This window comes from Rosenbergiella nectarea, assembly GCF_900111105.1.
Lineage (GTDB): Bacteria > Pseudomonadota > Gammaproteobacteria > Enterobacterales > Enterobacteriaceae > Rosenbergiella > Rosenbergiella nectarea.
The window spans coordinates 31,234-46,302 of sequence record NZ_FOGC01000006.1 but is presented as its reverse complement, the minus strand read 5'-3'; the positions used below and the strand labels follow the sequence as shown (position 1 = coordinate 46,302).

Sequence of the window (15,069 nt, the reverse complement as noted above, 5' to 3'; positions counted from 1 at the left end):
GAGGCATGTACATGATAGATAAAATTGATCGTAAGTTACTCGCCTTACTGCAAGAGGATTGCAGTCTTTCTTTACAGGCGTTAGCTGATGCCATAAACCTGACAGCCACACCCTGTTGGAAGCGACTGAAAAAATTAGAAGAAGAGGGGGTTATTCGCGCGCAAGTCGCGTTATTAAATCCGGAAAAATTGGGACTCACTCTTACGGCCTTCATGTTTCTTAAAACCCTACATCACAATCGCGAATGGTATATCGATTTTGTTCAACAAATCAAAACGATGCCAGAAGTATTAGCGTGTCATCGGCTTACAGGCGAATATGACTATCTATTGCGCGTTCAAGTCAAAGATATGAAATGTTATGACAACTTCTATAAATCGTTGGTTAACAGTATCGATGGGTTAAGTGTGGTAACGTCGAGCTTCTCGATGGAAGAAATTAAATATACGACGGCCCTACCCTTGTGAGGCTGCACTAAAATCGCCTCTACTATGAGCGGGGTGCACTAATACGGTGCAATCCTCCTCTCGCGTTATATGATCACCCAATCCTTATCGTCCCATTCTGAATGCCAGCAGTGTTCTATAAGGTGGCACGTTTATTGCTTCCTCAAAATAAATATTGGCAGGCTGTTTGGGGAATACAAATGAAACTCGTGACGGTAGTGATCAAACCTTTCAAACTTGAAGACGTTCGTGAAGCGTTATCTTCGATCGGAATTCAAGGTCTAACAGTAACGGAAGTTAAGGGCTTTGGTCGCCAAAAGGGTCATGCAGAGCTTTATCGCGGTGCAGAATATAGTGTCAATTTCCTGCCGAAAGTCAAAATCGATATTGCAATAGCTGAGGACCAGTTAGAAGAAGTTATTGAAGTCATTACTAAGGCAGCTTATACCGGTAAAATTGGAGATGGTAAAATTTTCGTCTCTAATCTGGAACGCGTTATTCGTATTCGTACAGGCGAAATCGATGAGTCGGCACTGTAATTTCATGCAGCAATTGGGGAATAATATGAAAAAAATAGTCTCACTGCTAAGTTTATTTGCTGCATTAGGGCTACCTAGCTTAGCCTTTGCCGCACCGGAGCCTACCGCCAGCGGCGCCGATAATGGTTTCATGATGATTTGCACGGCACTGGTATTGTTTATGACCGTGCCTGGCGTGGCACTGTTTTACGGTGGCTTAATCCGTGGCAAAAACGTTTTATCATTGATGACCCAAGTATCAGTTACTTTCGCTTTAGTCTGTGTGGTATGGGTCGTCTATGGCTACTCACTAACCTTCAGTGAAGGAAATAACTTTTTTGGCGGTTTCCAATGGACCCTGCTGAAAGGCATCGAACTCAAAGCAGTAATGGGTAGCATTTATCAATATATCCACGTCGCTTATCAAGCCTCGTTTGCGTGTATAACGGTTGCTTTGGTGGTTGGGGCATTAGCTGAACGCGTTCGTTTCTCTGCTGTGTTAATTTTCTCGCTACTGTGGGTAACCTTCTCCTATTTCCCTATCGCGCATATGGTCTGGGCCAATGGCCTTTTAGCGAAAGATGGTGCCTTAGATTTTGCTGGTGGCACGGTTGTGCATATCAATGCAGCAATCGGCGGATTAGTGGGGGCATGGGTGCTGGGTAAACGTAGCGGCTTTGGTAAAGAAGCCTTTAAACCTCATAACCTGCCGATGGTTTTCACCGGCACTGCGATTCTTTATATCGGTTGGTTTGGGTTTAACGCAGGCTCCGCAGCATCAGCCAATGAAATTGCCGCACTAGCCTTTGTGAATACTATCGTTGCCACGGCTGGCGCTATTTTGTCTTGGACATTCGGAGAGTGGGCGATACGCGGTAAACCTTCATTACTCGGCGCTTGCTCCGGCTTCATCGCGGGATTAGTGGCCATTACTCCCGCCTGTGGCTACGTAGGAGTGGGTGGGGCGCTGGTCATCGGTGTTGTGGGTGGATTAGCCGGCATCTGGGGGGTTACAGGCTTAAAACGTTTCCTAAGAGTGGATGATCCTTGTGACGTATTTGGCGTGCACGGCGTCTGCGGTATCGTTGGGTGCTTACTGACCGGTGTCTTTGCATCCTCTTCTCTAGGCGGCGTAGGCTACGCAGAAGGCGTGACGATGGGGCACCAAGTATGGATTCAATTACTGAGTTGTCTTGTCACTATTGTGTGGTCGGGTGTCGTCGCGTTCATTAGTTTCAAGATAGCCGACATGACGGTTGGCCTAAGAGTGAGTGAAGATTTAGAGCGTGAAGGCCTCGATGTGAATAGTCACGGTGAGAACGCCTATAATCAGTAAAATCTATCAGCCTGGCATCTGTCCAGGCTGAACTTTTAGGATTGAGCAACCCGCTGTCGAATGACCCCTTCCTGCGCTGTTGAGGCAATTAATGTGCCTTGTCTATCGTAAAAAGCTCCCCGCACGAATCCCCGACTATTTTGTGCTGAAGGACTCTCAATATCATAGAGAAGCCAATCATTCATATTGACGGGGCGGTGGAACCACATTGAATGGTCAACCGTGGCCACTTGCATACCTTCCTCTAAAAATCCTTTGCCGTGGGGTTGTAAGGCTACCGGAAGAAAATTGAGATCGGCAGCATAGCCTAGTAGAGCGTTATGGTTGAAAGAGTGCTCGCCGAGATGTCCATTGGCTTTTAACCATAACTGGCGTTGCCCTTCACAAATATGGCCTTTCAACGGATTGTAGGGGTGAACCGGTCGGATCTCTAGGGCTCGCTCGGCACTAAAGGCCTTAACAAATCGTTTATTAATCGCGCTGGGAGATAATTGCCGCACCAATTCCTGCTCTGTGGCTAAGGACAGGGGAGCGGGGGCTGAAGGCATTTCGGTCTGATGCGAGAAACCAGGCTCATCGGCATGGAATGAGGCTGTCATAGTGAAAATGAGCTGTTCATTCTGTAACGCCATAACGCGTCGAGCGCTCAGGCTTCTGCCATCGCGTAATATCTCTACTTCGTAATGAATAGGCACAGAGCTGTCACCCGGACGTAAGAAGTAGCTATGGCAGGAGTGGATAGGTCGATCGCTAAGCGTTGTTTGTTGTGCCGCACTGATGGCCTGAGCAATGACTTGCCCACCAAAAACTTGGCGAAGGCCTAGATTTTCGCACTCTCCAATAAATCGTAGGGGATCGATTTTTTTGAGGCTGAGTAATTCGGTTAACGCGTTAAGTGCTTGACTCATTTGTCTATCCTCATGATAAATCATATGGCTTAACGTTAATTAAAATCAAAAAATAGCGGATTTAACAGGCATATTTTCGATTATGTGCCACAATTATTTTGTTACGATAGCTACCCTATTGGCAAAGATTACAACAATATTGTGGTTAGATTGGTTCACAAGGAGAAGACATCAATGAAAACAAAACACGTATTGGGCGGATTACTTATCTCATTAGCAGTCACATCCTGCGCGAGCCATAGTGGTTCACCTGTGCCAATTGCTAACGATCCAACGACTAAAGCAGTCGCACCGTTCTCACTCAGCGGTTCAGTCTTTGTTCGTCAACGTATGGCAATCCCAGCCAATGCGGCACTGACAGTGACTTTATCTGATGCTTCAGGCGGTCCAGGACAAACGAAAGTCATAGCACAGCAAGTTCAGACATTATCGGGTAAACAATCACCGTTTAACTATGTGCTGCCGCTGCAAGGTGTACAGCTCGGCGCTAATAGCCAAGCGTTGTTAACGGCAGCGATAACGCTGAATGGTAAAGTCATCTTTGCCTCTGACCAATTACAACCGATCACTAGCGTGGCAAGTCAGAAAAAAGACATCAACTTAGTGGCTGTGCCACAAGTTGCACTTCCTGTCACCGCGCAGTAGTTCCTTGTCTACTATCGTTGGCGGATTATGGTCGCCAACGATATCTTTTCATATCGATTCTTCCCGCTTCACTTACCTCAATCCCTTCCTGACGTAACGCATCGCTTTGCACGGCGCCCCTTGTCCCAGACAATGAGATTTTGCCTTGCTGAGAAATGACTCGATGCCAGGGTAATTGCGAGTGATTAGGGAGATGCTTAAGTATTCGGCCAACTTGACGTGCGGCACGAGGATGACCGGCTAAATGCGCCACATCGCCATAACTGGCAACATTTCCACGGGGGATAGCGTTAATAACGAGCCAAACACGCTGCTCAAAAGAGGGTTCCGGGAGACACATAATGAATAATAGATACCTTGATTCAATAGTAATGCTTAATAAAACAACGGTTGGCGCTATCAAGCTTGCATTTCTAACGCCCATCTACCATAATCTCACTCGCTCTTCGGAGCAATTCAATGGGGACCTTGTTGGTTCTCCCGCAATGTTAACCTGTTAACCCGGTCAGGTCCGGAAGGAAGCAGCCGCAGCAGGTAACACATGTGCCGGGATGTCGCTGGCAAGGGCCCCACCCAATCACTATCCACTCATATTGACTCTTTGCCATGGCATCCTTGCCTCAGTCTCCAGAGTAAATCCTTTATTCCCTAGCGAACGTACTTCCATACCGTTGCAGGAACTTTATCGTATAACTTATTCATGGTTAACTCGGCGAGACGATGATCGGCGGCAGAGTAAAAAACCACCAACTCATCATCGGATAACTCATATTTATTCTTCTCGATCACTCTCTCTAACGTCTCAATAGAGCGGCAACGTCTTAGACGCATTAAATAGTCATTCTTAGTCAGTGGAAAGGTGTTGGTGTTCATTATTATTAGTTACTCATACTTATTTATTGTTTTATTGAAATATTGGAAAAGTGTGTCGGACAGTTGTTTCCATTCTTTGATTTCTTTGGGTGTGACACCATAATTTCCCAATAACTGGGAGGAATGGTCTAAAAACTGGTCAAGCGCTTCGATGAGTGCCGTATCCTGTGAATATTTGATTCGGTAATTGATCCCCACATTAGCGATATGTTCAATAAAGTCATTCAATAACAGAGACTCGGTAGCGGTTGGATCATTCACAGCGAACTGAGTATTTTCGTTCAATAACAAATCACATTCGGTATAGAGTTTTTCACAAAGATATTTTAGTTGCGCAATATCGAAATATTTTGGCGTATATTCATCCATCATTCACCTCTTCATCTTCAGATTGAAAAGTGATCGCTTAGTCGACACCAAATTTAGTCAGTCGTTTAACTTTCAGTCATTACAAGATGACGCTTGAGCAAGTCCTACTCTTGCAGCTGATAAGATTACTACAACTATAATAGTAATTAACCTAATAATAGATAGGTTTCAACTATCGGGGACTCTGTGTTTATTATAAACCACTTAGTTAAAATCAAAAAGCTTCAGTCGAAAACGCTGACTTAAAAGGTAATTATATCATTGCATTACGGCGGAAAGTGAAAAGGGCTGCCGAAGCAGCCCATGATGAGAAGAGAAAGAGGTTACTGCTTCTTCTCTTTCTGTCCGCCGAAGCGACGGCGAACAACAACGAAGAAGACGGGAACCAAGAAGATAGCTAGACAGGTCGCTGTCACCATCCCCCCGATAACCCCTGTCCCGACAGCATTCTGTGCACCGGAACCGGCACCGGAACTGATCGCTAAGGGGAGAACACCTAACATAAAGGCCATAGAGGTCATCAAGATTGGACGTAAACGCATACGTACCGCATCCAGCGTTGCTTCCATAAGACCTTTCCCTTCCTTCATCAAGTCCACGGCAAATTCGACGATCAATATAGCATTCTTCGCGGATATCCCGACGGTGGTTAATAGCCCGACGACAAAGTAGACATCGTTACTCATACCACGCATCGTTGTGAAGGCTAATGCACCGATAACCCCGAGAGGGACTACCAACATCACCGCGAAAGGTATTGACCAGCTTTCATATAATGCAGCAAGACAGAGGAATACTACGATTAAGGAGATCGCATATAACGCTGGCGCTTGGTTTCCTGACATACGCTCTTGGTATGACATGCCAGTCCACTCGTAACCAATACCTTGTGGCAGCTTGGAAGCCAATTGTTCCATCAAATTCATGGCTTCACCGGAACTCTTACCGGGAGCAGCTTGACCGAGAATTTCCAATGATGGTAATCCGTTATAACGTTCTAAACGTGGGGAACCGTATTGCCATTTCGCACTGGTAAAGGCGGAGAAAGGCACCATCTGACCATCGCCGTTACGGACATACCACTTATTGATATCGCTAGGTAGCATACGGGAGTCGGCTTGACCCATCACGTAAACTTTCTTCACCCGTCCGCGGTCAATGAAGTCGTTGACGTAATTACCGCCCCAGCTCGCACTGAGCGTGGTGTTGATATCAGAAATTGATACGCCTAGCGCACGGGCTTTCTCTTGGTCGACAATCAGTTTGTACTGCGGGGTGTCCTCTAATCCATTTGGACGCATACCCACTAATACATCAGGATGCTGAGCCGCCATACCCAATAATTGGTTACGAGCTTGCATCAACTTGTCATGACCTAAGTTGGCATTATCCACTAGTTCGAAGTCAAAACCTGTCGCATTACCCAACTCAATAATTGCCGGTAAGTTGAACGGAATGACGATGGCATCCTTGATTTTACCTAAAGCGACCATTGCACGGCTGGCAATAGCATCCACTTTATCGGCGGCGGCCGTTCGCTCTTCCCAAGGCTTTAAACTTAAGAAGGCGATACCGGTGTTTTGTCCGCGCCCGGCAAAACCAAATCCATTCACGGTAAAGACCGATTTAACGGTCTCTTTCTCATGAGTAAGGAAGTAATCAGTAACCTGATCAAGCACCTTCTCGGTACGTTGTTGCGTCGCACCTGCAGGAAGCTGCGCTTGAACCACTAATAATCCCTGATCCTCTTCCGGTAAGAAGGAGGTAGGGAGTTGCATGAATAACCACACCATGCCAGCGCAAATCACCACGTAGATGATCAGATAGCGGCCGGTGCGGCGGATAATATGGCTGACACTGTTTACATAGTGGTTGGTGCTCTTATCAAACATTCTGTTGAACCAACCAAAGAAACCTTTCTCTTTGTGGTCGTTGTTATCATGTTTTTTAAGCAAGGTCGCACAGAGGGCAGGGGTCAAGATCATCGCCACTAGTACCGACAGGACCATTGCGGACACAATGGTAATCGAGAACTGACGGTAAATAACCCCGGTAGAGCCACCGAAGAATGCCATAGGAATAAAGACCGCAGACAAGACGAGGGCAATACCGACTAGCGCACCTTGGATCTGTTCCATCGAGCGTTTAGTCGCCTCTTTGGGATCCAATCCTTCCTCTTCCATCACCCGTTCGACGTTTTCGACGACCACGATGGCATCATCGACTAAAAGTCCTATGGCGAGGACGAGCCCGAACATAGTGAGCGTATTTATCGAGTAACCAAAGGCGCTGATTATCCCAAATGTGCCTAACAACACGACCGGCACCGCGATGGTCGGGATTAGCGTGGCGCGGAAGCTTTGCAGGAACATATACATCACTAAGAAAACCAATACGATGGCTTCAAAGAGTGTTTTGACGACCTCAAAGATTGAGATTTTTACAAAGGGGGTCGTATCGTATGGGTAAACCAACTTCATGCCATGCGGGAAGAAAGGTTCCATTTCCTTCAGGCGAGCCTTGACCGCATTGGCAGTATCTAATGCGTTAGCGCCAGTGGCGAGTTTAATCCCCAAACCTGAGGCTGGGTGGCCGTTAAACCGGGCGATAACCTCGTAGTTCTCACCGCCCAGTTTAATTGTTGCCACATCACGCAGACGGACGGTTGACCCATCGGTGTTAGTTTTCAACAAGATCTTACCGAACTCTTCCGGGCTTGTCAGTCGAGTCTGAGCGATAATTGAGGAGTTCAGCTGTTGATCCGCTACAGCGGGTGCTCCCCCCAACTGACCTGCCGAGACTTGGGAGTTCTGGGCTTTAATCGCGGTGATGATATCACCTGGGGTGAGGTTATAATTGACTAGCTTCGCAGGATCCATCCAAATACGCATCGCGTATTGCGCACCGAACAGCTGAGTATCCCCGACACCAGTCGTCCGACTGATCGGATCTTTGACGTTAGAGGAGATATAATCGGCAAGGTCGTTCATATCCATACTGCCGTCATCACTGACAAAACCCGCAACCATCAAGAAGCTACTGGAGGATTTTTGAACGTTGATCCCCTGTTGTTGCACCTCTTGCGGCAGCAATGGCATAGCAAGCTGCAGTTTGTTCTGAACCTGAACCTGCGCAATATCTGCATCGGTCCCTGACGCGAAGGTCAGCGTTAACTGCAAGTTACCAGAAGAGTCACTGTTAGAGGACATATAAAGCAGTCCGTCTAATCCATTCATATTCTGTTCGATAACCTGAGTAACAGAGTCTTGTAGTGTTTTTGCATCAGCCCCTGGGTATGCCGCACGGATTTGAACCGCAGGGGGAGCAACTTCGGGATACTGCTCGATCGGTAATTTCATGATCGAGAGCGCCCCAACCATCATAATAACGATGGCAAGTACCCAAGCAAATATGGGGCGATCTATAAAGAACTTAGCCATATATCAGTGGCTCCTGTTAACGCATAAATTATTCAGACTGCGTCGATGCAGCATCATCTTTTTGGTCGGCGCTGACTTCTTTCGGTGAGACTTTCGCACCTTGAGCGGCACGTTGTACCCCTACAGAAATCACACGGTCGCCCGCTTTAAGGCCAGAGGTTACCAGCCACTTATCACCAATCGCCTCTTGGGCAGTCACTTGGCGAACGTCGACTTTATCCTCAGCATTGACAACCATCGCGGTCGCTTGACCGGTTGGTGTCCGCGCAATAGCTTGTTGCGGCACCAGCAGAGCATTTTGATTAACGCCTTCTTCTACCCGCGCACGAACAAACATTCCCGGCAGTAAGCTGTGATCAGGATTTGGTACGATAGCTCGCAATGTGATAGAGCCAGTGGTTTGATCGACAGTCACATCAGAAAACTCCAGCGTGCCCTTTTGTTTCAGGGTGGTGCCATCGTTTAACACGATAGTGACAGGGGCTTTACCTTTACCTTGCGTGAGTTCACCGGACGATAACTGATTACGTAAACGCATAAAGTCGTCGCTGGATTGCGTTAAGTCGACATACAGCGGGTCCAGTTGCTGAACGGTCGCCAAGGCAGTAGTTTGACCATTCTGTACCAAAGCACCTTCGGTGACGGCTGTTTTACCAATACGACCAGAAATCGGTGACGAAACTTTGGTGTAGGCGAGGTTAATGAGTGCATTTTCTACCGCAGCCTGCGCTGAGCGAACCGCTGCATTGTTCTGCGCGAGTGTAGCGGCTGCCGTATCGTAGTCTTGTTGGCTAATATATTTTGTGCCTAACAAGGGTTTGTAACGGTTTAGCGTAACTTGTGCGATACGCGCGTTCGCTTGGGCTTTGGCGAGATCCCCAACTGCACTGTTATAAGTGGCTTGATAAGGTGCGGGATCGATTTGGTAGAGGGATTCACCCGCTTTGATATCGGTTCCCTCTACAAAATTACGCTTCAAGATGATGCCTGAAACCTGAGGACGGACTTCGGCTACACGATACGCAGAGGTTCTTCCGGGTAATTCAGTCGTCATATTTACAGGGGCGGCTTTCAACGTGACAACACCGACTTCAGGCGCAGATTTTTGTGCAGACTGCTGTGATTTGTCATCACAACCACTTAACACAACTGCTCCTGATAACATCAGAATTGCTGCCAGAGGTGTCAATCCTCTGTTCATTTTCATAGTAAAACCTCTACTCGTCCGGTATTAGGTACCCGACAATAAATGGTGTCGAGAAATGTGTGTAAAGATAAAGCGTGTTATAGTACATATATACATGAATGTATGTAAGTATTAGTGCAACAATTATTCTAACAATTACACAGAATTTAAAGCTAAATAATTTACTATGGCACGAAAAACCAAAGCACAAGCGCAGGAAACCAAATCACTACTAATTGAAGCCGCGATCGATTGCTTTGCAAGTCGAGGCGTTTCAGCGACATCGTTGTCGGAGATCGCTGAACATGCTGGCATGACACGTGGCGCGATATATTGGCACTTCAAAAACAAGACTGAACTCTTTAAGGAGATCTGGGTGAGCAGTGATCAAGAAATCGATCGTCAGCACCTAGAATTCGCCTCCCTCTATCCCAAGGATCCGCTCGGGCAATTAAAGCACTTTTTAATCTCCTTTCTGCAATCTTTAGTCGTGGATGAGCGTCGTCGCAAAATTATGGAAATTATTTATCACAAGTGTGAGTTCGTGGGAGAGATGCAATCGATGAACCAACTCGATCAAAAAATAATTTTAGAAGATTATCCTAAGATTACAGAAAATCTCTCCCTCTGTATTGATGCCCAACAACTGCCGAGTACACTCGACACCCAACGTTCTGCCGTAGTGTGTAGAGCCTATATTACCGGGATCATTGAAAATTGGTTATTTTCACCCGGCAGCTTCGATATGCAGGCTCTCGCCCCCACGTTGGTGCAGACGATGATTGACCTATTACAATATAGCCCGTCTTTACGGCGCACAGCTTACTCCGAACCTGCTGATAAGTTTTCTTGATCTAATTTTTGCTGGAAGTCTCTCTCGACGATTTTCAGCGCGTCCAACACGACTTGAGCAGGAAGATTGTGGTTTTCTAACAACATAATCAGATCGATCGCGAGTTGAGTTTCAAGCGGAGCGGAATGTAACGACATAAGCAAATTGCCTGCAATAAAGAGAGAGAAGTGCATAGCCGTCGATATCATCCGACTTACTATGTCACACTTTTCTTCCAAGAATAGTCTTTTTGCGCCGTTTGACAACGATTAAGACGTTGTTGAGTCATCTCTAACGTAGAGAGTAATTGCTGTTGTTCCTGAAAACCGGTTGCTGTTGCCACTTGATGCTCGAGGTCGGCAACCATTTTTAATAATCTGCGCTCATAGCCTGCTAGCTCTTCTTGAGGGGTGAGGACCTGCCTTTTTCCAGCAGGTAAGGTGTAAATCACTTTCTGAATCGCCTGACACTGCTCGACCAGATGTTCAAGTTGCCATTGCGTGGATGACAGATGGAGGGTGTTGTGCTCAATTCTATTAAGCGTTTGAACACATTCTTCGAGATAGCCGTTAAGCGTGGAATAATGATTTTTAAAGAGTTGTCGTTCGAAACCCAGTGTTTTTAAGTGAGAATTGCTCAGCCCCTTAACCTGATAGGTAAGATGTTCTAGGAGTTTACGCAGCTGGCTGACGACGACTTTCTGGTTCATAGTGTTGCAATTATCCTTTGCTTTGCTTAAATTTGACGGTTTTGATGCGTAGGCGGCAATCTTAACATCGCATTTATCCTGTTAGCACAGGACGCCTCACACTTCACTTGTCACCAGGCACACTATCATGACCACTACACACCACGTTCTACTCGCACTGATCAAAGACAGTATTTGCAGTGTACCCGACTACCCAAAGCCAGGCATACTCTTTCGCGATGTGACGAGCTTATTGGAAAATCCACAGGCTTACGCGGCCACGATTTCGCTGATCGCTGAACGTTATCGCGATAAAGGGATCACTAAAGTTATTGGGACCGAAGCGCGAGGGTTCTTATTTGGCGCGCCGGTCGCTTTAGCGTTAGGCGTTGGATTTGTTCCCGTTCGTAAACCGGGCAAGCTGCCTCGTGCCGTGTGGCAGGAAAGTTATGTGCTGGAGTACGGTACAGATGCCTTGGAAATTCACCAAGATGCACTCACTGAGAACGATAAGGTCCTGGTCGTCGATGATTTATTGGCAACGGGGGGGACTATCGAAGCGACGGTAAAACTTATTCGCCGTGCTGGGGCAGAGGTAGAAGATGCCGCGTTTGTGATCAACCTTTTTGATCTTGAAGGCGAACGCAGATTGAACCAGCTAGGCCTTAACTGCTTTAGTGTTGTTGACTTCCCTGGTCACTAACTTCCCCCTGCGAGCGGGGCTCAAAATAGATGGGCAACGCGCGATCAGACTGCTAAACTGAGTGCATTACGCAACGGTAAGCATCGTCATGTGACGGCCGCGCAAAACGCGCGGTTGTCGGTATTCAACTCCTATCAAGTGATACGATCTCCATGAGTTATCAGGTTCTCGCACGAAAATGGCGACCACAAATTTTTTCTGATGTTGTGGGTCAGGAACATGTATTAACCGCGCTGGCTAACGGTCTAAACCTTGGCAGACTGCATCACGCTTACCTTTTTTCTGGCACCCGCGGGGTGGGAAAAACCAGTATCGCCCGCTTATTTGCTAAAGGGCTAAACTGTGAAACGGGTATCACGGCGACGCCTTGCGGAAAATGCGATAACTGCGTTGAGATAGAGCAGGGGCGTTTTATCGATTTAATTGAAATTGATGCCGCGTCCCGTACTCGTGTAGAAGATACTCGTGAGCTATTAGATAACGTGCAATACGCACCAGTGCGTGGTCGCTTCAAAGTCTATCTTATTGACGAAGTGCATATGCTGTCCCGACACAGTTTTAATGCGTTGCTGAAAACGCTTGAAGAACCGCCCGAGCATGTGAAATTTCTACTCGCCACTACCGATCCGCAAAAACTCCCCGTGACTATTCTGTCGCGTTGTCTACAGTTCCACTTAAAAGCCCTAGATACCGATCAGATTCAGCAACAACTGTCTCATATCCTGAATAGTGACCAGATTCATTTTGAAACCCGAGCGCTACAATATCTCGCACGGGCGGCACAAGGCAGTCTGCGCGATGCGCTAAGCCTGCTTGACCAAGCGATTGCCGCTGGAGATGGGCAGGTTACCGATCGTGACGTCATGCAGATGCTCGGCACGCTTGACGATGAACAACCCTTGGGGTTAGTGGAAGCAATCATTAAAGGTGATGGTGAGAGCGCCTTATCGCTGGTGGCCGAAGCGGCGAGTCGAGCGACGGAATGGGATGCCTTACTGGCGGAAATGCTCAGAATTTTCCATACCATTGCGATGTTACAACTCCTTCCCGATTCGTTGAATGACGCCTATCGACAGCATGAGACCCAATTACGCGAACTCGCGCGTCGGGTTCCACCGGAAGATCTTCAGCTCTATTACCAAATAGTCTTAACCGGTCGTAAAGAGTTACCCCTCGCGCCAGAACCGCGTATGGGAATCGAGATGACGCTACTGCGGGCCTTAGCATTTCACCCACTAAAGGTTGATGTGCCGAAGGTCTCTCCTGCGCCACAACAGCAAGCAGCTATCCCGGAAAAACCGGCTTTGGCTGCGCGTACCGAGGCGCCCGCGTCAACGCCGACAGTGGGCAATGATGCCACCAGCCAATTATTGCAAGCCAGAACGGCCTTAATGCGGCAAGGAGCTTCCCAAGCAAAAAAGAGTGAGCCGGTTGCGTCCAGTCCGCGACCGGCACAATCGGCGCTCGAGCGATTAGCCACGCTTACCGAGCGTAAAGCGCCTGCAGCAGGCCAGTCCGCCAGCGAAACGGCTGTTCAGAAAAAAGAGAGCTACCGTTGGACCTCGCAACGCACTGAAGAAGCGACGTCACTCCCGGTTGCCACGCCTAAGGCGCTGCGTACCGCATTAGAGCACGAGAAAAATCCGGAATTGATGCAGCAATTGATTGCTGAGACCTGCCAACGGGATCCGTGGGCAGCGCAAATCGCGAGCATGTCTCTGCCTAAATTGGTGCAGCAACTGGCCCTAAATAGCTGGAAACAGCAGGTCGATCAACAGATAGTGATCAAACTACGCAGTCATCAGAAACACTTAAATTCTGGCTCTGCGCAGCAGGTATTGACCAACGCCTTCCATCAGTTATTGGGAGAAACGGTTGAACTCACGATTGAGTCCGATGATAATCCTGAACACTTAACGCCCCTTGAATGGCGTCAGGTCATTTATGAAGAGCGTTTATTACAGGCAAAAGAAGCTGTCATAAATGATTCACATATCCAGACTTTGTGTAAAATGTTTGATGCAGAGGTGGATGAAGAAAGTATACGTCCCGTTTAACACCGCTACAGGTCATCATAGGATGGCTGTGGCCTTAGCAGAGAGAGAGCGATATGTTTGGTAAAGGTGGTCTGGGTAACTTAATGAAGCAAGCCCAGCAGATGCAAGACAAAATGTCACAAGTTCAGGAAGAGATCGCTGCGTTAGAAGTAACGGGTGAGTCAGGTGCTGGACTAGTGAAAGTGACCATCAATGGCGCGCACAATTGCCGTCGCGTTGAGATCGATCCCTGCTTATTAGAAGATGATAAAGATATGCTGGAAGATTTAGTGGCGGCGGCATTCAACGATGCAGCACGTCGTATTGAGGAAACGCAAAAAGAGAAAATGGCGTCAGTCTCTAGCGGTATGCAGTTACCTCCTGGCTTTAAGATGCCATTCTAATGCAATCCAGCCCATTACTGGAAACATTGATGGAGTCCCTACGCTGCTTGCCGGGCGTAGGGCCTAAATCAGCACAGCGGATGGCATTTCATCTCCTACAGCGTGATCGCAGCGGGGGAATGCGTCTGGCTCAAGCGTTAACCAATGCGATGTCCGAAATCGGTCACTGCGAACAGTGTAGAACCTTCACCGAAAAAGAGGTCTGTGCAATCTGTACCAATAGTCGCCGTCAAGAAAACGGGATTATTTGTATTGTAGAGAGTCCTGCCGATATCCAAGCGGTCGAACAAACAGGGCAATTTGCTGGGCGCTATTTTGTGTTGATGGGGCATCTTTCTCCCTTGGACGGTATTGGTCCTGACGATATTGGTTTAGATATCCTTGAGCAGCGATTGCAAACCGAAACCTTAACCGAAGTGATCCTCGCGACCAATCCCACGGTCGAAGGCGAGGCAACCGCAAACTTTATCGCCTCCCTCTGTCGCCAATATGGGGTGGAAGCCACGCGTATCGCCCACGGTGTGCCTGTCGGGGGAGAACTGGAGCTGGTCGACGGTACTACGCTTTCCCACTCACTCGCCGGCCGTCAAAAGTTTAAATATTAATCACTTGCTGATGTTATTTATGACATCAGCTTGAAAAGCCCAAAACTGTCCCCATCTCCTTAAACAACAATTATTAACCC

17 protein-coding genes, 1 other RNA gene and 1 other annotated feature are annotated in these 15,069 nt (G+C 47.6%); of the genes, 10 read left to right on the top strand and 8 right to left on the bottom strand.

The annotated features are described in order from the left end of the window. Positions 1-11: 11 nt before the first annotated feature. The 3 genes from BMX14_RS08530 to amtB all read left to right on the top strand — a co-directional run bounded on the left by BMX14_RS08530 (position 12) and on the right by amtB (position 2,300). Positions 12-467 carry an Lrp/AsnC family transcriptional regulator gene (locus tag BMX14_RS08530; protein WP_092675551.1) on the top strand — a complete coding sequence of 152 codons (456 nt, stop codon included), beginning with the start codon at positions 12-14 and terminating at the stop codon, positions 465-467. A 179-nt stretch (positions 468-646) separates the two neighbouring features. Then, complete coding sequence (gene glnK, locus BMX14_RS08525; protein ID WP_092675984.1) at positions 647-985, top strand: P-II family nitrogen regulator; 339 nt, start codon at positions 647-649, stop codon at positions 983-985. Between the two features lie 25 nt (positions 986-1,010). Continuing rightward, on the top strand, positions 1,011-2,300 hold the full coding sequence (amtB, locus tag BMX14_RS08520; RefSeq protein WP_092675981.1) for an ammonium transporter AmtB: 1,290 nt from the start codon (positions 1,011-1,013) through the stop codon (positions 2,298-2,300). Positions 2,301-2,335: 35 nt separating this feature from the next. On the opposite strand, the gene BMX14_RS08515 is transcribed toward amtB, so the two are convergent. Then, positions 2,336-3,208 carry an acyl-CoA thioesterase domain-containing protein gene (locus BMX14_RS08515; protein ID WP_092675548.1) on the bottom strand — a complete coding sequence of 291 codons (873 nt, stop codon included), beginning with the start codon at positions 3,206-3,208 and terminating at the stop codon, positions 2,336-2,338. A 174-nt stretch (positions 3,209-3,382) separates the two neighbouring features. Between BMX14_RS08515 and BMX14_RS08510 the strand changes: the two genes are divergently transcribed. Further along, complete coding sequence (locus BMX14_RS08510) at positions 3,383-3,853, top strand: YbaY family lipoprotein (protein WP_092675545.1); 471 nt, start codon at positions 3,383-3,385, stop codon at positions 3,851-3,853. Positions 3,854-3,878: 25 nt separating this feature from the next. Here BMX14_RS08510 and BMX14_RS08505 read toward each other — a convergent pair whose 3' ends face one another. After that, positions 3,879-4,193, bottom strand: coding sequence for an MGMT family protein (locus BMX14_RS08505; protein WP_196237601.1), 315 nt, complete (start codon positions 4,191-4,193; stop codon positions 3,879-3,881). Between the two features lie 129 nt (positions 4,194-4,322). Between BMX14_RS08505 and ffs the strand changes: the two genes are divergently transcribed. Then, positions 4,323-4,419: signal recognition particle sRNA small type (ffs, locus tag BMX14_RS08500), an RNA gene on the top strand. Between the two features lie 82 nt (positions 4,420-4,501). Here ffs and BMX14_RS08495 read toward each other — a convergent pair. From BMX14_RS08495 to BMX14_RS08480, 4 genes are all read right to left on the bottom strand, one after another. Next, on the bottom strand, positions 4,502-4,726 hold the full coding sequence (locus BMX14_RS08495) for an HHA domain-containing protein (RefSeq protein WP_092675539.1): 225 nt from the start codon (positions 4,724-4,726) through the stop codon (positions 4,502-4,504). 9 nt (positions 4,727-4,735) lie between these two features. Then, complete coding sequence (tomB, locus tag BMX14_RS08490) at positions 4,736-5,098, bottom strand: Hha toxicity modulator TomB (RefSeq protein WP_230527413.1); 363 nt, start codon at positions 5,096-5,098, stop codon at positions 4,736-4,738. A gap of 320 nt (positions 5,099-5,418) precedes the next feature. Continuing rightward, complete coding sequence (locus tag BMX14_RS08485) at positions 5,419-8,535, bottom strand: efflux RND transporter permease subunit (RefSeq protein WP_092675534.1); 3,117 nt, start codon at positions 8,533-8,535, stop codon at positions 5,419-5,421. A gap of 28 nt (positions 8,536-8,563) precedes the next feature. Continuing rightward, on the bottom strand, positions 8,564-9,742 hold the full coding sequence (locus BMX14_RS08480) for an efflux RND transporter periplasmic adaptor subunit (protein WP_092675531.1): 1,179 nt from the start codon (positions 9,740-9,742) through the stop codon (positions 8,564-8,566). Positions 9,743-9,908: 166 nt separating this feature from the next. Here BMX14_RS08480 and acrR point away from each other — a divergent pair, with 166 nt between their 5' ends. Next, positions 9,909-10,574 carry a multidrug efflux transporter transcriptional repressor AcrR gene (gene acrR / locus BMX14_RS08475; RefSeq protein WP_092675528.1) on the top strand — a complete coding sequence of 222 codons (666 nt, stop codon included), beginning with the start codon at positions 9,909-9,911 and terminating at the stop codon, positions 10,572-10,574. On the opposite strand, the gene BMX14_RS08470 is transcribed toward acrR, so the two are convergent. Together BMX14_RS08470 and priC are read right to left on the bottom strand one after the other, a co-directional pair. Next, positions 10,544-10,711, bottom strand: coding sequence for a DUF2496 domain-containing protein (locus tag BMX14_RS08470; protein ID WP_092675978.1), 168 nt, complete (start codon positions 10,709-10,711; stop codon positions 10,544-10,546). The two genes, acrR and BMX14_RS08470, sit on opposite strands and share 31 nt — an antisense overlap. A gap of 59 nt (positions 10,712-10,770) precedes the next feature. Further along, on the bottom strand, positions 10,771-11,262 hold the full coding sequence (gene priC / locus BMX14_RS08465; protein ID WP_092675525.1) for a primosomal replication protein PriC: 492 nt from the start codon (positions 11,260-11,262) through the stop codon (positions 10,771-10,773). Between the two features lie 127 nt (positions 11,263-11,389). On the opposite strand from priC, the gene apt reads away from it, so the two are divergent. The 4 genes from apt to recR all read left to right on the top strand — a co-directional run bounded on the left by apt (position 11,390) and on the right by recR (position 14,989). Beyond that, positions 11,390-11,944: an adenine phosphoribosyltransferase gene (gene apt, locus BMX14_RS08460; protein ID WP_092675522.1), complete on the top strand. Its 555-nt coding sequence runs from the start codon at positions 11,390-11,392 to the stop codon at positions 11,942-11,944. Positions 11,945-12,096: 152 nt separating this feature from the next. Next, on the top strand, positions 12,097-14,001 hold the full coding sequence (gene dnaX / locus BMX14_RS08455; RefSeq protein ID WP_092675519.1) for a DNA polymerase III subunit gamma/tau: 1,905 nt from the start codon (positions 12,097-12,099) through the stop codon (positions 13,999-14,001). Next, positions 13,340-13,401: a sequence feature (DnaX frameshifting element), on the top strand. (Overlaps the previous gene by 62 nt.) 53 nt (positions 14,002-14,054) lie before the next feature. Continuing rightward, positions 14,055-14,384: a YbaB/EbfC family nucleoid-associated protein gene (locus BMX14_RS08450; RefSeq protein WP_092675515.1), complete on the top strand. Its 330-nt coding sequence runs from the start codon at positions 14,055-14,057 to the stop codon at positions 14,382-14,384. Beyond that, a complete protein-coding gene (gene recR, locus BMX14_RS08445; protein WP_092675512.1) occupies positions 14,384-14,989 on the top strand; it encodes a recombination mediator RecR in 606 nt (201 codons plus the stop codon). The genes BMX14_RS08450 and recR overlap by 1 nt, the downstream gene beginning before the upstream one ends. Positions 14,990-15,069: the final 80 nt, after the last annotated feature.